Annotated in this window: 21 protein-coding genes; 6 read left to right on the plus strand and 15 right to left on the minus strand. The window is 33.4% G+C overall.

Going from position 1 to position 21,326, the window contains the following annotated elements:
- Window positions 1-2 precede the first annotated feature (2 nt).
- Window positions 3-287, plus strand: a complete 285-nt coding sequence (locus HMPREF2580_RS03525; RefSeq protein WP_002445480.1) for a hypothetical protein — start codon at window positions 3-5, stop codon at window positions 285-287.
- 372 nt (window positions 288-659) lie between these two features.
- Entirely contained in the window at window positions 660-1,916 is a 1,257-nt protein-coding gene (locus tag HMPREF2580_RS03530) for a YihY/virulence factor BrkB family protein (protein ID WP_070830438.1), read from the plus strand.
- 61 nt (window positions 1,917-1,977) lie between these two features.
- On the opposite strand, the gene vraR is transcribed toward HMPREF2580_RS03530, so the two are convergent.
- The 5 genes from vraR to map all read right to left on the minus strand — a co-directional run bounded on the left by vraR (window position 1,978) and on the right by map (window position 5,652).
- Window positions 1,978-2,607 carry a response regulator transcription factor VraR gene (vraR, locus tag HMPREF2580_RS03535; RefSeq protein WP_037541848.1) on the minus strand — a complete coding sequence of 210 codons (630 nt, stop codon included), beginning with the start codon at window positions 2,605-2,607 and terminating at the stop codon, window positions 1,978-1,980.
- On the minus strand, window positions 2,597-3,643 hold the full coding sequence (locus HMPREF2580_RS03540) for a sensor histidine kinase VraS (RefSeq protein WP_002445475.1): 1,047 nt from the start codon (window positions 3,641-3,643) through the stop codon (window positions 2,597-2,599). The genes vraR and HMPREF2580_RS03540 overlap by 11 nt, the downstream gene beginning before the upstream one ends.
- The gene (gene liaF / locus HMPREF2580_RS03545; protein WP_002445474.1) at window positions 3,640-4,341 is read right to left on the minus strand and encodes a cell wall-active antibiotics response protein VraT; all 702 of its coding nucleotides are present in this window, start codon (window positions 4,339-4,341) and stop codon (window positions 3,640-3,642) included. The genes HMPREF2580_RS03540 and liaF overlap by 4 nt, the downstream gene beginning before the upstream one ends.
- 14 nt (window positions 4,342-4,355) lie before the next feature.
- Window positions 4,356-4,742: a hypothetical protein gene (locus HMPREF2580_RS03550; RefSeq protein ID WP_070830440.1), complete on the minus strand. Its 387-nt coding sequence runs from the start codon at window positions 4,740-4,742 to the stop codon at window positions 4,356-4,358.
- 154 nt (window positions 4,743-4,896) lie between these two features.
- Window positions 4,897-5,652 carry a type I methionyl aminopeptidase gene (gene map, locus HMPREF2580_RS03555; RefSeq protein ID WP_002445472.1) on the minus strand — a complete coding sequence of 252 codons (756 nt, stop codon included), beginning with the start codon at window positions 5,650-5,652 and terminating at the stop codon, window positions 4,897-4,899.
- 174 nt (window positions 5,653-5,826) lie between these two features.
- On the opposite strand from map, the gene HMPREF2580_RS03560 reads away from it, so the two are divergent.
- Window positions 5,827-6,816 carry an FUSC family protein gene (locus tag HMPREF2580_RS03560; RefSeq protein WP_002445470.1) on the plus strand — a complete coding sequence of 330 codons (990 nt, stop codon included), beginning with the start codon at window positions 5,827-5,829 and terminating at the stop codon, window positions 6,814-6,816.
- Window positions 6,817-6,959: 143 nt separating this feature from the next.
- Here HMPREF2580_RS03560 and HMPREF2580_RS03565 read toward each other — a convergent pair whose 3' ends face one another.
- The 3 genes from HMPREF2580_RS03565 to HMPREF2580_RS03575 all read right to left on the minus strand — a co-directional run bounded on the left by HMPREF2580_RS03565 (window position 6,960) and on the right by HMPREF2580_RS03575 (window position 9,800).
- Window positions 6,960-7,511 (minus strand): immunodominant staphylococcal antigen IsaB family protein, encoded by a 552-nt coding sequence (locus tag HMPREF2580_RS03565; RefSeq protein WP_002445468.1) that lies wholly within the window; start codon window positions 7,509-7,511, stop codon window positions 6,960-6,962.
- Window positions 7,512-7,760: 249 nt separating this feature from the next.
- Window positions 7,761-8,486 carry a lipid II isoglutaminyl synthase subunit GatD gene (locus HMPREF2580_RS03570; protein ID WP_070830442.1) on the minus strand — a complete coding sequence of 242 codons (726 nt, stop codon included), beginning with the start codon at window positions 8,484-8,486 and terminating at the stop codon, window positions 7,761-7,763.
- A complete protein-coding gene (locus HMPREF2580_RS03575) occupies window positions 8,487-9,800 on the minus strand; it encodes a lipid II isoglutaminyl synthase subunit MurT (protein ID WP_002445465.1) in 1,314 nt (437 codons plus the stop codon).
- Window positions 9,801-10,028: 228 nt separating this feature from the next.
- Here HMPREF2580_RS03575 and ftnA point away from each other — a divergent pair, with 228 nt between their 5' ends.
- Together ftnA and HMPREF2580_RS03585 are read left to right on the plus strand one after the other, a co-directional pair.
- Entirely contained in the window at window positions 10,029-10,529 is a 501-nt protein-coding gene (gene ftnA, locus HMPREF2580_RS03580; RefSeq protein WP_002445463.1) for an H-type ferritin FtnA, read from the plus strand.
- A gap of 254 nt (window positions 10,530-10,783) precedes the next feature.
- Entirely contained in the window at window positions 10,784-11,338 is a 555-nt protein-coding gene (locus tag HMPREF2580_RS03585) for a 3'-5' exonuclease (RefSeq protein ID WP_070830444.1), read from the plus strand.
- 37 nt (window positions 11,339-11,375) lie between these two features.
- Here the strand turns inward: HMPREF2580_RS03585 and dinB are convergent, their stop codons facing one another.
- From dinB to gatC, 7 genes are all read right to left on the minus strand, one after another.
- Complete coding sequence (gene dinB / locus HMPREF2580_RS03590) at window positions 11,376-12,446, minus strand: DNA polymerase IV (RefSeq protein WP_070830447.1); 1,071 nt, start codon at window positions 12,444-12,446, stop codon at window positions 11,376-11,378.
- A 367-nt stretch (window positions 12,447-12,813) separates the two neighbouring features.
- On the minus strand, window positions 12,814-13,356 hold the full coding sequence (locus tag HMPREF2580_RS03595; RefSeq protein WP_002445455.1) for a DUF3267 domain-containing protein: 543 nt from the start codon (window positions 13,354-13,356) through the stop codon (window positions 12,814-12,816).
- A 151-nt stretch (window positions 13,357-13,507) separates the two neighbouring features.
- The gene (gene rlmD / locus HMPREF2580_RS03600) at window positions 13,508-14,869 is read right to left on the minus strand and encodes a 23S rRNA (uracil(1939)-C(5))-methyltransferase RlmD (RefSeq protein WP_070830449.1); all 1,362 of its coding nucleotides are present in this window, start codon (window positions 14,867-14,869) and stop codon (window positions 13,508-13,510) included.
- A 70-nt stretch (window positions 14,870-14,939) separates the two neighbouring features.
- A complete protein-coding gene (locus HMPREF2580_RS03605) occupies window positions 14,940-15,908 on the minus strand; it encodes a diacylglycerol kinase (RefSeq protein WP_002445451.1) in 969 nt (322 codons plus the stop codon).
- Between the two features lie 257 nt (window positions 15,909-16,165).
- On the minus strand, window positions 16,166-17,593 hold the full coding sequence (gene gatB, locus HMPREF2580_RS03610; RefSeq protein WP_002445449.1) for an Asp-tRNA(Asn)/Glu-tRNA(Gln) amidotransferase subunit GatB: 1,428 nt from the start codon (window positions 17,591-17,593) through the stop codon (window positions 16,166-16,168).
- Window positions 17,594-17,605: 12 nt separating this feature from the next.
- Window positions 17,606-19,063, minus strand: coding sequence for an Asp-tRNA(Asn)/Glu-tRNA(Gln) amidotransferase subunit GatA (gene gatA, locus HMPREF2580_RS03615; protein WP_002445447.1), 1,458 nt, complete (start codon window positions 19,061-19,063; stop codon window positions 17,606-17,608).
- 1 nt (window position 19,064) lies between these two features.
- Window positions 19,065-19,367 (minus strand): Asp-tRNA(Asn)/Glu-tRNA(Gln) amidotransferase subunit GatC, encoded by a 303-nt coding sequence (gene gatC / locus HMPREF2580_RS03620; RefSeq protein WP_070830451.1) that lies wholly within the window; start codon window positions 19,365-19,367, stop codon window positions 19,065-19,067.
- Between the two features lie 379 nt (window positions 19,368-19,746).
- Between gatC and putP the strand changes: the two genes are divergently transcribed.
- A complete protein-coding gene (gene putP / locus HMPREF2580_RS03625; RefSeq protein ID WP_070830453.1) occupies window positions 19,747-21,282 on the plus strand; it encodes a sodium/proline symporter PutP in 1,536 nt (511 codons plus the stop codon).
- The last annotated feature ends 44 nt before the right edge of the window (window positions 21,283-21,326 follow it).

Consider the following 21,326-nt stretch of genomic DNA (forward strand, 5'->3'; position numbering starts at 1 on the left):
CTATGGAAAATAAATTAGTTCCTGGTATTCTAATTGGTGCAATTATCGGCGGCGCTGCTACTTTAGCCGATAAATCTACACGTAACGCTTTAAAACAATCATTTAAAGACGCTAAAGAAGGCAATCGTTCACGTAAACCTTCTAAATTTAATAGCATTAAAGATGAAGTAATGTATTGGAAAGATACGATTGAAGAAATTCGTCGTAACAATCCAGAATTAGAACGTTCTATTAAAGATGCTAAGGATACATTCGTTAATCGTAAAAACCAACGTTTAGGTAAATAATCGATAGAATAAGCACGACTTAGCTATACTTTATAACAAGACGCCTTTATTGTTAGAGATTGTATATCTCGCTTTATGGGCGTCTTTTTATATTGACTCATCATGAGTGACTATATATTTAAACCTAATTGTCTTCATATATTTCATACATTAAATTGATTTGAAAGATATTCTATTTAAAATTCACTTTATAGCATTTGCCTTTCCTATCAATTTAAGACAAAATATTGAATGAAATATTAATTTACTTAAAACTTTAAGGTGATTATTAAAATAAATGACATAATTTGCCATTTATTGTTTTAATTCTAACTTAACTTGGGAATATAACAGTCATACATTTTTCGATTATACAAAGCAAAGGAGATTGTCATGTCAAAACAAGAAAAAACGACTTCAAAATTCCTTAATTCAGCTAAGGAACAAGAAGAACGTCAACACAAAAAGAATGACGATAAAGACAAACAAATTAAAGTCGATCGTACATACATTGAACCTCAAGAGTTCAAGTCAAAGTCACCTAAGAAAAAGGACCAAGTATTCTTTCTATCTCGTTTAAACAAGCCAGCAAAGTACACGAAAGATTCTAATTTCCTAAAATACTTAATTTATAGAATCGGTAAAGACGATGCATCCGGTCTAGCGGCTCAAATGACTTATCATTTCGTGCTCGCAATGTTCCCTATGCTCATCTTCTTACTTACTTTATTAGGACAATTTATAACTATTAACACTGACCAAATCAACCACAAGGTCAGTCAATATATACCTGATCAAAGTACTGCTGATGTTGTTACTAAGATATTTAGTAGTATTTCAGATAGTGCCAATGGTGGCGTTCTATCCATTGGTTTAATCTTAGCCATTTGGTCTGCGTCTAATGGTATGTCTGCCATTATCAATTCATTTAATGTCGCTTATGACGTAGAAGATGCAAGAAATGGCATTGTGCTTAAGATTCTAAGTGTCATTTATACACTCGTTTTAGGCATCGTATTTGTAGTGGCAATTGTGTTGATTACATTAGGACCTGTGATTAGCAAATTCTTATTTGGACCTTTAGGTTTAGATAAACAAGTAGAGTGGATCTTTGATGTAGTGAGAATCGTATTACCTCTGATTATCATTATTCTTCTATTCACAGTATTATATTCTGTTGCACCAAATGTTAAAACAAAATTACGTTCAGTACTTCCTGGTGCTTTATTTACATCTATTATTTGGTTAGTTGGTTCATTCTTATTTGGTTGGTATATCTCAAACTTTGGTAATTACAACAAAACATACGGAAGTTTAGCCGGCATCATTATCTTATTCTTATGGTTGTACATTACAAGTTTCATTATCATCATTGGTGCAGAAATTAATGCAATTATTCACCAAAGAAAAGTCATCAAAGGTCATACACCTGAAGAAGCTGCGTTACTCCATGATGACAACAATCAAAATCATTATAATGAAGACACAACTTATGAATACAACAATGACACACCAGAGAATAAAGATGAAAATTATAATATAGATCAAAATGCTGATAATGAGAAACCTGAAGATCAGGAAACACTTAAAGATAAAATCGTTGATAAATTTAAAAACAATCATGACAACGATGATAAAAATCAAAAATAAACCACTAAAAAAGGCGAAGGACACGTTTTCACCGTGACTTTCGCCTTTCATTTTTGTTATTTTATTGTATAAGATTGTGTTGGAAAGCATAGATAACAGCTTGTGTTCTATCTTGTACTTCTAATTTACTTAGAATATTACTCACATGCGTTTTAACAGTTTTAATTGTAATATGAGATGCACTCGCAATTTCTTGGTTTGAATACCCTTTTGCGATTAATAATAAGATTTCCATTTCACGTTCTGTTAACATTTCATATAATTCCGCACGTTTTTTCATTCGATTTCTCATTTTCACAAGTACTTCAGGTTCAAACACTGATTCACCTTGATATGTTTTACGTACTGCTTCAGCAATATCACTTGCGCTTGTTGTTTTTAAAATATAACTATCCACGCCGGCATCTAACGCACGATAAACTTCTTTATCTTCAATAAAGCTTGTTAACATCACGACTTTAATATGAGGTAAATCCTTTTTTATTTCGGTTGTGGCTTCTACACCATCCATATCGTCCATCAGTAGGTCCATTAAAATTAAATCTGGCTTTAATTCGTGTGCTTTCTCAATGGCTTCTTTTCCTGAAGCACCCTCACCTACTACCTCAATATCTTCTTGTGTAGAAAGATAACTAGAAATACCTATTCTAACCATTTCGTGATCATCCACAAATAATACTTTAATCGCCATTTGATTCATCCTCCTTGTTCAATGGTGCTTTGACTTCTATACGTGTACCTGAATCTGGTAACGATACGATATGGAATGTGGCACCAATCTCTAATGCGCGTTCTCTCATATTTTTTAAACCATAACTTTGTTCAAATTTTTCATCTACATTGAAACCTTTACCATTATCTTGAACTCTTAACAGTAAATAATCTTCTTTATTGAATAATTCTACCGTTACTTTCGAACCATTTGAATGTCTTAATGTATTGGAAATCGCTTCTTGAGTAATTCTAAACAAATGATCTTCAATACCTTTAGGTACTTTGAAATCTTGAATTTCATGAACCACTTTCATAGGCACTTTCTTTTGAAGATCAATGACTAAATCTTTGATTCCTTCACCTAGAGACTTATCTTTTAATCCTATAGGTCTTAAGTGTAGAAGTAACGCTCTCATTTCAAGCTGTGAATCTTGAACCATTTTCTCTAGAACAGGAATTTGTTGGTCTAAAGGCGGTTCTAATTTAGATTCTTTAATCGCTGAAAGCATCATACTTGCGGCAAATAATTGCTGACTTACCGAATCATGTAATTCTCTAGCCAAGCGCTGGCGTTCATCTTCTATAATTTTTTTCACTTTCACATCATTTAGATTATAGTTTTCATTTGTCATGTTTTGCGTTTTCATTCTCAATCGATGCAATTCTTGATTTAAGGGTACCAATGTATGATAAATATCTAAAGTCTCACTATATAACTCTAAATTTTGATCGTTAATACCAACTGTTTCCCCTTCAATCGATCTTTCAATTTGAGATTTAATCCAATCATTTTGTTGATTGATTTTATACGCTAACACAGACCCTACAATGATGCATAACAAGATAATTAATATATTTAAGAATAAAAATACGGGAATTCCAAATATTTGGGTGTAAAACATCCCTTGAAAATAAATAATATTAACAAAAACTTTGTCAATGAATAAAAAAGCAGTGAGCATACTATAGACAAGTATTAGCATCGATCCAATTGCTCTTAAGTAGTGATTCATTTATAAATCACCTCAACGTCTCCAATAAATGTTGAAACGTAAACATTGACTGTATAGTTGTCATCTTTAGTTTTTTCCTCAACTTGAATATGATTATTCTCAATTTTATATGATTTGTCATTTACATATGCCGTTCCGTAAAAAGCAGCTGTATGTAAATTAATGTTGTAATTTAACGGCACAACCACTTGTACTTTACCTAAGATGTGACGAACAACAATTGTATTAGTTTCTTTAATATTAGCCGCTTTGGTCATATCAATATGGATATCGCCAATCCCATGTTGAATTTGCACATCTTCCCATTTATACACATATACGGGTGTACGTTGTTCACCGAACCATTTTTGTTTAATAAAAATAGGTGATGTCACTTCTTCATCTGTTGCAACTACCTTTAAAGGTTTAAATTTATAAATTAAATAGCGGATAATGAGTACAACTAAGAATATAAAAAGAATGATAATCGTGTACTTATTTGATAATAAAGTAAAGGCGATAAGTAACGCACCTATCCAGAATGACAGTAAACCTCTTACTTTATGAAAGAATACATACCCCACATACACGAGCACGCATCCTAATAATAAGACGAGAAGAAAGCCAATTTTTTCAAAGAATATATAATAAAAATTAGCGATAATCATTAAAGCTGTAAAAATTATCAACATCTCAGTTGATATATATTTATGCGTCATGTTTCGCCACCTTTCTATGCTACAGCACTCATATGATAAATTAAGTTACATTCATTTTCTGTAGTAATTTTTTCTTTAGATTGTTGATGAATATCCGCTTCTATTCTCGCATAATACGCTTCTATATCATCAAGTTTTGTTTTAATACTTTCAATTTCTGTATCATGAATTTCCTCAGCACAATAAATGTCATGATTATTTACGATGTCGATATATTTATTTTCTAATGAGAGTGTTAAGCTGTCAATTAACTTCTTGAGTTGCGTTCTTTTTTCACTTAAATAATTAATATAACTCTCAATACTTTTTAATTTTTTATCGAGTATCATTCTGTATTCATTGATACTATCTTTAATTGTTGATTTTAGAAAATGTTGTATGTATAAATCCATATAATTCATAGTACCACCTCGTCACTGATTAAGCTTTATTATAAAACAATTCCGAAACCTAACGTAATAGGCTCCGGAACCATATTGAGTTCATACTTTAGTCCGACGAGGATTTCATATGATTATTTTAGTAACTTCATTAAATCTGAAAATGACGCAACGATTAGTCATCAATTTTAGTTGTTAATACTGGACCATCTTTTGTAACAATGACTGTGTGTTCTATTTGAGCCACAAAACTTTTATCTTTTGTTTCAAAAGCCCATTCGTTTTTACCTTCAGTCACATATGTAGCACGTGATGAAATAAAAGGTTCTACAGCGATAACAAGACCTTCTTTTAATAATGTTTTATCCTTAGGATCATAATAATTCATGACATGTTTTGGTGATTCATGTAATGATTGTCCCACACCATGTCCAGTTAAATTTTTAATGACAGTTAAGTCATTTTGACGTGCAGTAGCATGCACAGCTTTACCAATGTTGCTTAATTTCGCACCAGGTTTCACTTTAGTCATTGCATTTTCAAATGCCATCGTTGCTACATCACACACTTTTTGTTTCATAGGATTATCTGATTCACCAACGACAAATGAGATGCCTGTATCGGCATAGTAGCCATTTTTTAACGCTGACACATCAATATTTACTAAATCGCCTTCACGAATCATACGTTTACCAGGAATGCCGTGTGCTACCTCTTCGTTCACACTAATACATGTTTGACCTGGAAAGTTCTCATCGTGGATTGGCGCAGAGATTGCACCATGTTCTTCGAATAATTCTTTGGCGATATTGTCTAACTCTCGAGTTGTGACACCAGGTTTTGTTGCTTCTCGCATTGTGTCTCTGACTTTAGCACAAATGTATCCTATTTCTTTTAACGCTTGTAATTCTTCATCAGTTTTAACAATCATTTTATCCCGTTCCTTTATAAATTTTATTACATCTTATTATAGCAAATTTTTTTTGATATACTAAACATGAATCATATATCACGTTACATTGTAAAATTATTTTTAAGAGAAAGAGAATTTGTATAAAGTATTAGCTTTTCGAATTCCCTTTTACTGCAAAGGGGTCATATAAGTATGAACGTAAAATGGTATAAACATATTATTGGGGCTAGGACAATTAAAACTGGTCTTGCAACTTTCCTAACAACGGTGTTTTGTATGTTGCTTAACCTCACCCCGATATTCGCAATATTAACTGCGATTGTAACCATTGAACCTACTGCTAAGGCTTCCATCAAAAAAGGATATAAACGTCTTCCTGCAACGGTTATAGGTGCGTTATTTGCGGTAATCTTTACATATATTTTTGGAGATCAATCCCCTCTAAGTTATGCGCTAGCTGCAACATTTACAATTTTAGTTTGCACTAAGCTCAATTTACAAGTAGGGACAAATGTTGCTGTACTTACATCAGTCGCAATGATTCCAGGTATCCATGAAGCATACTATTTCAATTTCTTTTCTAGATTATTAACTGCCCTGATAGGACTTGTGACGGCTGGCTTAGTTAACTTTATCATCTTACCTCCCAAGTATTATCATCAACTTGAAGACCAATTGTCACTTTCAGAGAAAAAGATGTACGAATTATTTTACGCTCGTTGCCAAGAGTTATTACTAGGTAAGTTCAGCTCTGAAAAAAGTAATAAACAACTCACTAAATTAAATATTATCGCTCAAAAAATTGAAACATTAACAAGCTATCAAAGAGATGAACTCCATTATCATAAAAATAAAGAAGATGACTGGAAGTTGCTAAATAAAATAACAAATCGTGCATATAATAATCGTTTATTTATTTCACATTTATCAAATATCATCTATTTACCTAAGAACACGCACGTTGCTTTTACACCTAATGAAAAAATGGCAATCATTAACATTAGCAATAGTATCAATGAAATTATTAGTAATGGCAGCTTTAAACGGCAGAAGAAATCAGCTTCAACTTTGAAGACATCTGTGAAGCGCTTAGAGGAATTTGATCAAAATCAAATGAAAAGTCATCTCATATATGAAATGCTACTGATTTATAAAATTTTAGATTCACGCTATGCCAAATAAAAAGATATTAAAAAGAGTTTTTTTGGGGGGCAAAATGAAATAGCATGATTAACAATGAAAAGCTCTGAACATACAAATACCTCAGAAAGACTGAATCATTATACGTCTTTCTGAGGTATTATTTTATGATTTACTAGTAAAATTTATTCTGTTTCGCCTTGACCGATTGTAACTGAAGTTACATAACCGTCTTCAACTTTGAATTGTAATTTGATTTGATCACCGTGATATACGTATGTACCGTCATCAGGTTGATCTGCATTCGAACTTGTGTGTGGGATATGATTTAATTTATCACTAGGATAAGCATCTTTCATCTGATCTAAAGTGACTGATTGATCTGTTACTTTAAAGCGAATACTCACAGCAGTATCGTCGCTTGTTGCTCTAACTTCTTGGTCATAAACTTTTTTGTATTCTACATTGTCGTCGTTATCTTGATCGATAGAGTAGCCGTTAAAATTCAACTGTCCACTATCTAATGCGTTAACAAAATCTGAATCTGCAAGATATGAAGCGTTTTGTCCAGCGTTACCTTTATGTGTATAACCGCCTTCAGCTTCGTTCATGTGAACGCCATAATGTGTTTCGTTATTTTCCCCTTTAACCATTTGTTCAGCGTGTGCAACTTGCGAAAGTGAAAAAGCAATCGTTGATGCAGCGAGTGTCAGACCCATCAATTTTAAACCTTTCATTTTCTCACTCCTATTTTAGTTGTATAAATTTAAAATTCTCCCTTACGAGTTCAGTATATCAATCGATTAATTTATAATTAATTATATTTCTTATATTAAGCGTTTTAGCACTTTACTGTCTAAATATAAAATTTTTAGGACATCTAAGCATCCTAAGTGTCTCATAAAAAAAGAGTTAAATTGAAAACCACAATTGGTCATTCAACCTAACTCTCTATAAAAATATTCAATTTTCACTTTATTTACACATTAGTGTTTGTTTCCTTTTGCTCGTTCGATGAGGACGCTTTTAGCTACTTCTTCTTCGGTGTTATCTAATTCCTTAGGTTCAAAAGGGATACCTTTACGTTCGCATGCTTTTTCAAGGAGATAATCTGTCATTTCATGGTTCTTAGGTAAAATAGGACCATGTAAATAGGAGCCTAACAAGTTTTTATAATGGATACCTTCTTCACGGTCAGTGTCATTATTACCATAACCATGTGTCACATGTCCTAATGTACCAAAGTTATGATATGTTCTTCCACCGTGATTCTCAAAGCCTACAATCGTTCCGAAAGTGTCACTCTCAATGACAATATCACCTGTTAAACGATCCGTTTGAGATTCAGTGTAAAAATCTAGCACACCTAAACCTTCAAGCTCAGTACCATCTGGCGTAATATATTTAGTACCCAAGAATTGGTATCCTCCACATATCGTGAGTCCTGGCATCCCATCTTCAATCGCTTCTTTAAGAGACGTTTTAATCTTACTTAATTCTTTAGTAGCAAGTGCTTGTTCTCTGTCACTACCTCCGCCAATGAAGAAGATATCGCAATCGTCGAATGTTACGCCTTCAGTTTCATTAATTTCTTTGACGTTAAGTTTAATATTTCTTTTTTTAGCGCGTTGTCTTAACGCTATAATATTACCAATATCACTATATAAATTTAATTTATCTGACATAAAGTGGTAAACCGTTAATTCATTCATTTACGACTGCCCTCCTTCAAATGAGCGATTGAGTTGCTCTAACATAGGTGCTAGAGATGTATAGTTTGGTATAGCCACCGTAAACGATGTATAGTTCATTGTTTGAGCAGTTGCTTTATAAATGTCCTTTTCAACGATAATAGGTACATTGACTTCAGCTAGCTTTAAACGCAATTGAAGTTCTTCGGCACGCGTACCTGTCACTATAATTGCTTCAATATCTTGATTGCTTAACTTTTCAAAGTCAGCATCATAGATCCATGAAGTATCACGGCCATCTGCAGCATTGTCATTCAAACTAATCACATAGACTTTCTTGCCCTCTAGCTGTTCTCCAACGGATAAACTTGCATTCATACCAGCCGGATTCTTAGCTAAATTAATCATCGCTTCTTTATTATCTTTAGAAAAATACTGCATCCGTCCATTATCTGAAGTGTACGTTTCAAAACCTTTTTCAATTGATTCATCACTAAGACCTAATTCACGTAATACAGTATACGCAGCGATTGCATTATATGCATTAAAGTCTCCAGCAATCTTCATATTAAATAAATGATTATTAATTGTCATATTTAAAAACGGTGAAACTTCAAAAGATGATACTTCATATGTAGGGTCTTCACGTTTGAAACCACATTGACAATGATAATGGCCGATTTGATTGTAATGTATATAATCATATTGCAATAGACGACCACAATTAGGGCAATATTTACTTTCATTCATCGTACTTTGTTCGAATTCGTGTGCATGTGCTTTCATACCATAATATACAAGTGAATCACTTGCGATTTTCAAACGACTAACAAATGGATCATCGGCATTTAACAATAATTTAATTCCTTTATTACTAATTGATTTCGCAATATTGTTAACCATAATATCTATTTCACCAAATCTATCCATCTGATCTCTGAAGAAGTTCGTAAACACCATCATTGACGGTGTCACTTCTTTTAACACACGCGGAATTGAACCTTCATCGATTTCTATGATAGCGATTTTAGTTTCTTTAGAAATTTGCATAATGAAGGCAGATGTAATCCCAGCAGCCATGTTTGCGCCTTCGTTATTATGAATAATCTTAATTTGATTTGCTTTTAAAGTATGTCCGATTAAGTTAGATGTTGTTGTCTTTCCATTTGTCCCACTGATAAACACAATATCATCTACTTGTTCAGACAATTTTCTTAATATATTTTGATCCACACGACGTGCAATTTGCCCAGGTAAGTCCGTTCCCTTTTTACCAACAGCGATACTTGCCTTACGAGCCAACTTAGCCATGTGGGTTGCAGTCCATTGTCTCATGCGTTTCCTCCTCTTAATTCCACTCGCATAATTATAACATGTAAAGGGTATAACAAAAAAGATTCTCAATTCTTATGGGGCTATCTATTTGCAGATTAGAACAATTATCATCTGTAATTGAGAATGGTTATCTCTAGATTAGAATAATTATTATTTACTATTGAGAAAAGGTCTGTTATACTCATAAGTGTTATTAATTAATTAAATTTTTATATGAGGTGAAAAAAGATGTTAAGTAAAGATCTACTCAAAGCATTAAATGAACAAATGAACCACGAATATTTCGCTGCGCATGCTTATATGGCAATGGCTGCTTATTGCGATAAAGAGTCTTATGAAGGATTTGCAAATTTCTATATTGAACAAGCTAAAGAAGAACGTTATCACGGTAAAAAAATCTACGACTATATCAACGACCGTGGCGAACATGCAGTATTCGATACATTAAAAGCGCCTAAAGTAGAATTCTCATCTATTTTAGAAACTTTTAAAGATGGTTTAGATCAAGAAAGAGATGTAACTAAACGTTTCTATAACTTATCTGAACTTGCACACAAAGATAAAGACTATGCTACAATTTCATTCTTAAATTGGTTCTTAGATGAACAAGTTGAAGAAGAATCAACTTTTGAAACACACATTGATTATCTAACTCGTATTGGCGATGATTGCAATACACTTTACTTATATGAAAAAGAATTAGCTGCACGTTCTTTTGACGAAGAGTAATTTTAATTTAATACTCGTATTTTTATGAGAGAGTGATTTAACTAAACTGTTAATGAAGTGATACGCTTCGTTGACAGTTTATTTTTTAATTTTATAGTGCGTTGTTATGGAGTTCCCTTTCTGTGATGAAAATGAATTGATGATGTGAATGTGCAATTGTTTTTACTATGCAGGTTGTAAGAAGTGTTATAAAATATATAATTAAAACGTTTAATCACAAAGTATTAAATGGTTATATTGAAAGGAATGTTGCAATGAATCATAATGCATTTGTAGCGTTAGACTTTGAAACAGCAAATGGAAAACGCACGAGTATTTGTTCTGTTGGAATGGTAAAGGTCATTGATAATCAATTAACCGAATCATTCTACACGCTTGTGAATCCTTTTGATTATTTTACTGAAACAAATATTAACGTTCATGGTATTAAGCCAGAGAATGTTGAAGGTGCTCCAAGTTTCGAATATGTCTATCCGTACATGTTACAATTTATCGATCAATTACCAGTTGTTGCCCATAACGCAGCTTTTGATATGAATGTCTTACACCAAAGTTTAAAGCAACTTAATATAGAAACGCCCTCGATGACTTATTTTTGTTCGTATCAACTTGCTAAACGCACGATTGACGCATATCGTTATGGTTTGAAACACCTGATGAATCATTATAAATTAGATTTTCATGGTCACCACGATGCACTAAATGATGCAAAAGCTTGTGCTATGATTACATTTAGATTGCTTAAACATTATGATGATCTTCCAAGTATGCTCAATATTTATGGGAAGAATCTTAAAGATAAAGGCTGATTCACCACTATATACAAGTGATAATCAGCCTTATTTTTTATATAAAATCATATATTGTCATGTTTCGATAACTCGATTGTTCTAAATTGCCGACAGTTACGCCGATAAGACGAATTGGAACATCAGGGTCTTTTAAATCATTATAAAGTGAATAAGCAATGTTATAAATATCTGTTTCAGATTGCACTGAATCTCTTAAACTTGTTTGTTTTGAGAGTGTTTCATATTGAAATGTTTTAATTTTAACAGTTACAGTTTTACCAGATTTCTGCAATTTATTGAGTCTTTCTGCTGTCTTTCCAGATAGCTCCCAGACCTTTCTCAAGATTTCATCATCATCATTCACATCAGTAGAAAATGTACGCTCGGTACCTACGGATTTCCGTACGCGTGTCGCTTTAACTTCATTATTGTCAATGCCCCGCGCTTTGTTATATAAACCTCGTCCCCTTTTCCCAAATAAGCGTATGAGTTCAAACTCATCTTTATTATATAAATCTTGTCCTGTAAAGATTCCATTATCATGCATCACTTTCTTTGAAGCCTTACCCACGCCAGGAAAATCTCCAATATCTAAATGCATTAGAATCTCATGCACATTCTGATAATCAATCACCGTCATGCCATTAGGCTTATTCATACCACTTGCTAATTTAGCTAAAAATTTATTATATGAAACCCCAGCAGATGCTGTAAGTTGCGTTTGTTCATATATATCACGTCGAATATAATTAGCAATTCTTGAAGCTGGCATATCGGGTCTTACTAGATGCGTAATATCTAAGTAAGCTTCATCAAGTGACATGGGTTCTACAATTTCTGTATAACTACGGAATATTTCCATAATTTGTTGAGAAGCTTCTCTATAAGCACCAAAGCGACTTGTGACATAGTATCCATTAGGACAAAGTTTGTGAGCTTGAGACATTGGCATTGCGGAATGTACACCGTATTTTCTTGCTTCATAAGATGCCGTTGATACGACACCACGATTACTTGCTTTACCTCCAACTATGACCGGTTTACCTTTTAATTTGGGATTATCTCGCATTTCAACTTGTGCGAAAAAATAATCCATATCAATATGAATAATCCTTCTTTCTGCCATTGTCTCACCTCACTTTCTCCGATTCTCAAAATAGCTTTATATTATTATACGCTTTAAATAGATAATTTACATGTATTGTGCACACTTTAAATACCTTAACCCAGCTTTAATTTTAAAAAAACGAATAAGTTAAAGCGAAATCTTTCATTCTTAACAAATGAAGTATGGATGACAAGACTCCTGAGGGAACAGAACAAACTGAAGGCTACAGGCTGAAGTTGTCCCCTAGGAAAGCGCGGCCATCCAATACGAAGTAATTATATAAAACGAATATTTCTATATTTCGTATTTTAACTATGATTATCATTCCATTATTTTCGAAAACTAAAAACCACTTATCCGCTTCAATGGATAAGTGGCCTATTGATTATTCGTGATTGGCTTGGGTTGGTTTATTTTGATATAAATATAAACCTTCATCATATTTTTGAATATATTTAAATTTACTTGTAAGCGCAAGTGCGACTAAAAATACATCAATCATGCAGTAACTAGTATGTATACTAAACATAAAGATTAATGAAGAATAGGAATAGAGTTGTATCAAAGTGAGTAATGCTACACTGATAATTACAAGTGGTGCTAATAGAATCGTTGTAAATTGCCATCTATTAAAACAAGTATTAGAGAATTGTACGATAATAGTACTTTTCTTATATTTCAATATAGGCTTTTCACCTTTTGAAAACACGATAAATAATACACGATGAATCAATTCGTGAACAATCAATAGAACAATAAATCCAATAAAGCCATATAGCAGATTCATTACTAAATTTTGTTCAATCACGTGCGTGACTTTATATGCCCATTTATAAGTGAATAATACGACAAATAATCCTAAAACAATTTGCAATAAAATAAATCGCTGAAGTTGAAATTTATTTTCTGATAAATCTATTTTATGCACAACCAACCCTCCAATACTCTATTTTTCAACCATAGTATACAACTTTTATTTAGGTTAAAAAAGACTCTTTTCAAGAAAGTAAGTTGCTTGTAATATAACCTTAACATTCAATATACATTTGCAATTAATTGCATTCTATTTATATAATCTTTTACATTCGCTCAAACAATGCCACGGTCTCAATATGTGTGGTTTGCGGGAACATATCTACTGGCGTTATTTCAACTAAATGATAATGACTCGCTAACATTTGTGCATCTCTTTGTTGAGTAGATGGATTACAAGATATATACACGATACGTTTAGGGTTCAATTTGAGTAATGTTTTGATAAACGTCTCATCGCAACCTTTTCTTGGTGGATCAACCATGACAACGTCTGGTTTAATTCCTTGTGCTTTCCATTCTAGAATAATATCTTCTGCTTTCCCACATTCAAAAGTCGTATTATTTAATTGGTTTTTAGTCGCATTCTCTTCTGCGTCTTTAATTGCAGAAGGTACGACTTCGACGCCATAAACATGTTTCGCTTGTGATGCCATATATAAACCAATTGTACCAATGCCACAATACGTATCTAATACAATTTCTTCACCAGTTAACTGCGCGTAATCAATTGCTTTTTGATAGAGCTTTTCAGTCTGGGCAGAATTAATTTGATAGAATGATTGGTCTGAGATATTGAACGTCACTTCACTCAATTGATCGACAATTTTCTCTTTACCATACAATGTCACAGAATGACGGCCCATAATGACATTTGAATGACTGTCATTGATATTTTGTTTGATACTCGTAATATTAGGAAAGGCATTTTTAAGCTTTTCAACAAGCATTTCAGAATGCTTAAATTTCTTACCATTTGTTACAAATATAACCATCATTTCATCAGTATGGTGCCCAGTTCTCACAACGAGATGTCTGATTAATCCAGTTTTAGATTGTTCATCATAGATACTAATATTCAGTTCATTAAGCCATTGTTTAACATGATTCATCACTTCTTGGTGTTGTTCATCTTGAATTAAGCAATGATCCATATCGATAATGTCATGACTTCTTTGACGATAGAATCCCATGATCACTTGCCCATCTTTATTCTTGCCTACAGGTATTTGAGATTTATTACGATATCTCCACGGTTGTTCCATACCTACCGTGGGATTTATTGGCGTATCTTTGAAAGGTCCCTTTCTATGAAAAAGGTTGACGACTTGTTCTTTCTTCATATCAAGTTGTGCCTGATATGTCATATGTTGCAGCTGACACCCCCCACATTTGTAGTAATACACACAAGGCGGAGTTATTCTATCTTTACTCTCCTTTTTAACTTCAAGTAATTTCCCTATCGCAAAGTTCTTTTTAACTTTAATGAGTTTAAATTCGATCTCTTCATCTATTAATGCGTTCGGTACAAATACTGGATAACGATCAATTTTCACTACACCATGCCCTTCGTGTGTTAAATCGACAACGTTCCCAATTCTCACATCGTTCTTTTTTAATGTTTCCAAAACGTTTCCCCCACATGCAAAAAGGTTAGGACAGCAAATTCTGGGTCTCCTAACCTTTTGATTTATATTCTCATTGCTCGGTCGTTGTTTGTTGCTTTTCAGAAGTAATATCTGGCGTCGTACCGTTATCTAATAATTCTTCATTGAAAACGTCTTTCGGTGTGAAGACTTCAATATGACGCTCTAGATTTAAGAAGTTGGCAGGTAGTTTACCACCATATTCTCCATCGACATTAAGTTGCATCTCTGTATAGGATGAGATATTAATTGATTTAGCCTTTTCATAGATCACTTTCGGATGTTTCGTATGTTCTCCTCTTGAAGCTAATGTCATGATATGACCCAACTCTGCTAAGTTGGCCTTTTCCACAATAATTAAAGTAAAATGACCATCGTCTAATTTCGCATCGGGTACTAACTTTTCAAAGCCAGCCATAGAATTTGTTAAACCAAGTAGGAAGAGTAATGCCTCACCTTGGAAAACTTTATCATCATATTCAATACGAATATCAACTGCCTTCATTTGTGGCAACATTTCAAATCCTTTAATGTAGTATGCGAATGGACCTACAATAGACTTCAGTTTACTTGGCGTCTCATACGATACTTGAGTTAATCGACCGCCAGCCGCAAGATTAATAAAGTAACGATTATTCATCTTACCAATGTCTACTTTAGTTGTATGACCATCAATGATGACATCAACTGCACCCATAATGTCGTTAGGCAAGTGTAGTGCACGTCCAAAGTCATTGACTGTACCCATTGGTATAATTCCTAATTTAGGACGATTAGGTTGTTCAGCAATCCCATTGACGACTTCATTTAACGTTCCATCGCCACCTGCAGCAATCAGTAAATCATAATGACTACTTAACGCTCTTTCTGCTTCAATTGTTGCGTCTCCAGCCTTTTCAGTTGCATATGCGCTAGTCTCGTAACCAGCTTTCTCCAATTTAATTAATACATCTGGTAATACGCGTTTAAAAAGTTCTTTCCCTGATGTCGGGTTATATATAATTCTTGCACGTTTTCTCATTGTTAATCCCTCGACTTCATATACTCATACATTATATTAAATGATTTAAACATCAGTTGAAAGTATTTATTACTAATTCTCTTAACTAATCTGCTTTGCCAAGTCTTTTTAATTGGAAAATGATTTCTTTTTTCAATTTTTGTATTTTATTATGATGATTTTTTAGAAATAACTTAATCTCTACTTTTCAAAAAATAAAGCTTCTACCACATGTCTTTAAACATACAGTAGAAGCTTTAAAGTAAGTATTTGATTGATTAACGTTTGTCTAGTTCTTGTTTTAATAAGCCATTTACTTTTTGAGGATTTGCTTGGCCTTTTGAAGCTTTCATAATTTGTCCAACTAAGAAGCCCATCGCTTTCCCTTTACCATTTTTATAATCTTCAACAGATTGAGGGTTATTATCTAAAGCTTCATTAACAAATTTTAATAATGTCGCTTCGTCAGAGATTTGTACTAAACCTTTGTCTTCCATGATTTGTTTAGCATCTCCACCATTTTCAGCAAGTTCTGGGAAGACTTTCTTAGCAATTTTACTACTCATCGTACCGTCTTCAATTAATTTAATCATGCCGGCAAGGTTTTCAGGAGTTAACTGAGTATCTTGTAATTCAACTTGATTTTTATTTAAATACTCGTTTACGCCACCCATTAACCAGTTAGAAGTTAATTTAACGTCGGCACCATGTTGGATTGCACCTTCGAAGAAATCTGACATTTCTTTCGTAAGTGTTAATACATGTGCGTCATACTCAGGTAATCCTAAATCATTTACATATTTAGCTTTACGTTCATCCGGTAGTTCTGGGATTGTTTGACGAACACGTTCTTTCCATTCTTCATCAACGTATAAAGGTACAATGTCTGGTTCTGGGAAGTAACGGTAATCATCAGAACCTTCTTTGACACGCATTAAAATTGTTTTACCAGTAGATTCATCGAAACGACGTGTTTCTTGACCGATTTCTCCACCATTTAACAATTCTTCTTCTTGTCGTTTTTCCTCATATTCTAAACCTTTTCTTACATAGTTAAATGAGTTAAGGTTTTTTAATTCTGTTTTAGTACCAAATTCTTTTTGACCATAAGGACGTAATGAAATGTTGGCATCACAACGAAGTGAACCTTCTTCCATTTTACAATCTGATACACCTGTGTATTGGATAATTGAACGTAATTTTTCTAAATAAGCATACGCTTCTTGAGGAGAACGAATGTCTGGCTCAGAAACAATTTCAATTAACGGCGTACCTTGACGGTTTAAGTCAACTAATGAATAACCATCTTTATGTGTTGATTTACCAGCATCTTCTTCCATATGAAGACGTGTGATACCGATACGTTTAGTTTCTCCGTCTACTTCGATATCGATATAACCATTTTCACCAATCGGTTGATCAAATTGTGAAATTTGATATGCCTTAGGATTATCTGGGTAGAAATAGTTTTTACGATCAAATTTAGAATTCGTAGCGATATCCATATTTAATGCCATTGAAGCTCTCATAGCCCAATCTACTGCGCGTCTATTTACGACTGGTAATACACCTGGATATGCTAAGTCGATAACATTTGTGTTTGAGTTAGGTTCAGCTCCAAAATGCGCTGGTGATGGAGAGAACATTTTTGAGTCTGTTTTTAACTCAACATGAACTTCAAGTCCTATAACTGTTTCAAAATGCATGATTTCCACTCCTTATAAATTTTCGTATGCGTCATGTAAGTTGTATTGTGTTTCATATTGATAAGCTACACGATATAACGTCTTTTCATCGAATGGTTTACCAATGAATTGTAAACCAATTGGTCGTCCGTTAGATTGTCCGCAAGGAACAGAAATACCAGGTAAACCAGCTAAGTTAACTGGTGTAGTTAATAAGTCGTTAGCGTACATTGTTAATGGATCATCAATTTCTTCGCCAATATTAAATGCAGTTGTTGGTGTAGTTGGTCCTACAACAACATCATATTCTTCAAATACTTTATCAAAGTCATTTTTAATTAATGTTCTTACTTTTTGAGACTTTTTATAGAATGCATCATAATAACCAGAGCTTAATGCGAAGGTACCAAGGAAAATACGACGTTTAACTTCGTCACCAAATCCTTCTGATCTAGACATTTTATATAATTCTTCTAATGATTGCGCCTCTTTTGAGTGGTAACCGTAACGAATACCATCGAAACGAGCTAAGTTTGCTGATGCTTCAGATGAAGCAATCACGTAGTATGAAGGAATGCCATATTTAGTATTTGGTAGTGAAACTTGTTCTACTTCAGCACCTAAAGATCTTAAAGTTTCAATTGCATTTTTAACTGCGTCTTTAACCTCTTCACTTATACCCTCACTTACATATTCTTTAGGGAAAGCAATTTTAAGCCCTTTAATATCTTTACCGATATCAGAAGTGAAATCTACATCTTCTACAGGAGCACTCGTTGAATCATTTGCATCTACACCTGAAATCGTTTCAAGTACAAGTGCGTTATCTTTTACGTTACGAGTGATAGGTCCGATTTGGTCTAATGAAGATGCGAATGCTACAAGACCAAAACGTGACACACGACCATAAGTAGGTTTCATACCTACAACACCACAATAAGCTGCTGGTTGTCTAATAGAACCACCAGTATCAGAACCTAAACTGAATGGCACTAAGCCAGCTGCAACCGCTGCTGCAGAACCACCAGAAGAACCACCTGGTACTGCTGTATGGTCAAATGGGTTTAATGTCTTTTTGAAGTAAGATGTTTCTGTTGAACCACCCATCGCAAATTCATCCATGTTTAATTTACCAATTAATACAGCATTTTCATCGTATAATTTATTCATTACTGTTGATTCATAAATAGGTACGAAACCTTCTAACATTTTACTTGCGCAAGTTGTTTCAACATCTTTTGTAATAATATTGTCTTTGATACCCATTGGGATACCAAATAATTTACCTTCCATTTGGTCTTTCGCTTGTAATTCATCTAATTCTTCTGCTTTTTTAATAGCATTATCTTTATCTAATGCTAAGAAAGATTTAATCGTAGGATCAGTTTCTTCGATAGCTGCGTAAATATCTTTAACCACATCAGAAGGTTTAATTTCTTTGTTCTTAATCATTTCTGTTAATTTCTCAACAGATTCATAACGAATACTCATCTTAAGCGTCCTCCTCATTCATGATGGCTGGCACTTTAAATTGCCCATCTTCTGTTTCTTTTGCATTTTTCAATGCTAATTCTTGAGGAATGCCCTCGATTGCTTTGTCGTCACGTAGCACGTTTTGTAAATCTAATACGTGATAAGTTGGCTCAACGCCTTCAGTATCAGCACTGTCATTTTGTTTTGCAAAATCTAAAATACTTTCTAAAGTGTTAGCCATTTCTTCTGTTTCTTCAGAAGTAATTTGAAGTCTAGCTAAATTAGCAATGTGTTCAACTTCTTCACGTGTAACTTTAGTCATTAAATAATAGCCTCCTTAATACTCATTCATCACCAAATTGTATCAAATTTCGCAATAAAAATCTAAGTATTTATGATTATCATGCATAAAATCAATGCTTGATATATCAGCATTTATACTCATTATTATATTAAGTTACATATTTATATATTTTGGATTTTCTTATAGTGACTCAATTCAGTTAATAATTAAATAATGTGATATATATACAGTTATATTCATTTTCAAGAATTCTAACATTTAAATAGTAAGCGCTTACTTAATTGTTACAACAGTTTATATTTGCATTATAATTAAAATTTTACTTTTCTGAACATTTAGTTATATTGTATAATATTACATGTAACTAAATTAAAACTACATAAAGGGAGTGTTTACGATGCTGACATTAGGTTCCACACTTAGTAATCAAGTCGACGCAAACTGGCAAACCTATATAATGATTGCCGTTTATTTTATTATTTTGCTAATTATCGGCTTCTATGGTTATAAGCAAGCTACAGGTAACTTAAGTGAATTTATGCTAGGAGGACGTAATATTGGTCCGTATATTACAGCTTTATCAGCAGGTGCTTCAGATATGAGTGGTTGGATGATTATGGGGCTTCCAGGTTCTGTCTATAGCACTGGCCTTTCAGCTATATGGATTACGATTGGCTTAACATTAGGCGCATATATTAACTATTTCGTTGTAGCACCAAGGTTACGTGTATATACAGAAATTGCTGGAGATGCCATCACTTTACCTGACTTCTTTAAGAACAGATTAGACGATAAACAGAATATTATTAAGATTATCTCTGGATTGATTATTGTTATCTTTTTTACGTTATATACGCACTCAGGGTTTGTTTCAGGTGGGAAATTATTCGAAAGTGCATTTGGTCTTAACTATCACTTTGGATTAATTTTAGTTGCAGTGATAGTCATTTTTTACACTTTCTTCGGAGGATATTTAGCCGTATCTATCACAGACTTCTTTCAAGGTGTGATTATGCTTATTGCAATGGTGATGGTTCCTGTCGTTGCTTTAATGAAATTAAACGGATGGGATACGTTTAGTGAAGTTGCACAAATGAAACCAACCAACTTAGATTTATTTAGAGGTACAACTGTATTAGGGATTATCTCATTATTCTCTTGGGGATTAGGATATTTCGGTCAACCACATATTATCGTACGCTTTATGTCTATTAAATCACATCGATTACTTCCTAAAGCAAGACGATTAGGTATTAGTTGGATGGCAATTGGTTTGTTTGGTGCAGTAGGCGTAGGTTTAACTGGTATTGCTTTTATTTCTGAAAAGCATATCAAAATGGAAGACCCAGAGACATTATTTATCATTATGAGTCAAATTCTCTTCCACCCTCTTGTAGGCGGATTCTTATTGGCAGCCATTTTAGCAGCTATTATGAGTACCATTTCTTCTCAATTACTCGTTACTTCTAGTTCTTTAACAGAAGATTTTTACAAATTGATTCGTGGCGAAGATAAAGCTTCAACGCATCAGAAAGAATTCGTCATGATTGGACGACTTTCAGTGTTACTTGTAGCAATTGTTGCTATCACTATTGCTTGGCAACCTAATGATACAATTTTAAACCTTGTAGGTAATGCTTGGGCAGGTTTTGGTGCAGCCTTTAGCCCGCTTGTACTCTATTCACTTTATTGGAAGGGGCTTACACGCGCTGGTGCTATTAGCGGTATGATCGCTGGTGCTTTAGTCGTAATTATTTGGATAGCATGGATTAAACCTCTTGCATCAATCAATGAAATTTTTGGTATGTATGAAATTATACCTGGTTTTATCATTAGTGTATTAGTGACTTATATTGTAAGTAAACTCACTAAGAAACCTGGTGCTTTCGTTGAGAATGATTTAAATAAAGTAAAACAAATTGTAAAAGAATAACTATTTCCTAATATTCATATATATATATAAAGGCGTCTTCGACT

The sequence above is a fragment of the Staphylococcus sp. HMSC036D05 genome (assembly GCF_001836225.1).
Classification (GTDB): Bacteria; Bacillota; Bacilli; order Staphylococcales; family Staphylococcaceae; genus Staphylococcus; species Staphylococcus caprae.

Bases quoted from the DNA above. Each gene is read 5' to 3' on its own strand.
- HMPREF2580_RS03525 (WP_002445480.1), top strand. From the start codon at position 3: ATGGAAAATAAATTAGTTCCTGGTATTCTAATTGGTGCAATTATCGGC.
- HMPREF2580_RS03530 (WP_070830438.1), top strand. From the start codon at position 660: ATGTCAAAACAAGAAAAAACGACTTCAAAATTCCTTAATTCAGCTAAG.
- vraR (WP_037541848.1), bottom strand. From the start codon at position 2,607: ATGGCGATTAAAGTATTATTTGTGGATGATCACGAAATGGTTAGAATA.
- HMPREF2580_RS03540 (WP_002445475.1), bottom strand. From the start codon at position 3,643: ATGAATCACTACTTAAGAGCAATTGGATCGATGCTAATACTTGTCTAT.
- liaF (WP_002445474.1), bottom strand. From the start codon at position 4,341: ATGACGCATAAATATATATCAACTGAGATGTTGATAATTTTTACAGCT.
- HMPREF2580_RS03550 (WP_070830440.1), bottom strand. From the start codon at position 4,742: ATGAATTATATGGATTTATACATACAACATTTTCTAAAATCAACAATT.
- map (WP_002445472.1), bottom strand. From the start codon at position 5,652: ATGATTGTTAAAACTGATGAAGAATTACAAGCGTTAAAAGAAATAGGA.
- HMPREF2580_RS03560 (WP_002445470.1), top strand. From the start codon at position 5,827: ATGAACGTAAAATGGTATAAACATATTATTGGGGCTAGGACAATTAAA.
- HMPREF2580_RS03565 (WP_002445468.1), bottom strand. From the start codon at position 7,511: ATGAAAGGTTTAAAATTGATGGGTCTGACACTCGCTGCATCAACGATT.
- HMPREF2580_RS03570 (WP_070830442.1), bottom strand. From the start codon at position 8,486: ATGAATGAATTAACGGTTTACCACTTTATGTCAGATAAATTAAATTTA.
- HMPREF2580_RS03575 (WP_002445465.1), bottom strand. From the start codon at position 9,800: ATGAGACAATGGACTGCAACCCACATGGCTAAGTTGGCTCGTAAGGCA.
- ftnA (WP_002445463.1), top strand. From the start codon at position 10,029: ATGTTAAGTAAAGATCTACTCAAAGCATTAAATGAACAAATGAACCAC.
- HMPREF2580_RS03585 (WP_070830444.1), top strand. From the start codon at position 10,784: ATGAATCATAATGCATTTGTAGCGTTAGACTTTGAAACAGCAAATGGA.
- dinB (WP_070830447.1), bottom strand. From the start codon at position 12,446: ATGGCAGAAAGAAGGATTATTCATATTGATATGGATTATTTTTTCGCA.
- HMPREF2580_RS03605 (WP_002445451.1), bottom strand. From the start codon at position 15,908: ATGAGAAAACGTGCAAGAATTATATATAACCCGACATCAGGGAAAGAA.
- gatB (WP_002445449.1), bottom strand. From the start codon at position 17,593: ATGCATTTTGAAACAGTTATAGGACTTGAAGTTCATGTTGAGTTAAAA.
- gatA (WP_002445447.1), bottom strand. From the start codon at position 19,063: ATGAGTATTCGTTATGAATCTGTTGAGAAATTAACAGAAATGATTAAG.
- gatC (WP_070830451.1), bottom strand. From the start codon at position 19,367: ATGACTAAAGTTACACGTGAAGAAGTTGAACACATTGCTAATTTAGCT.
- putP (WP_070830453.1), top strand. From the start codon at position 19,747: ATGCTGACATTAGGTTCCACACTTAGTAATCAAGTCGACGCAAACTGG.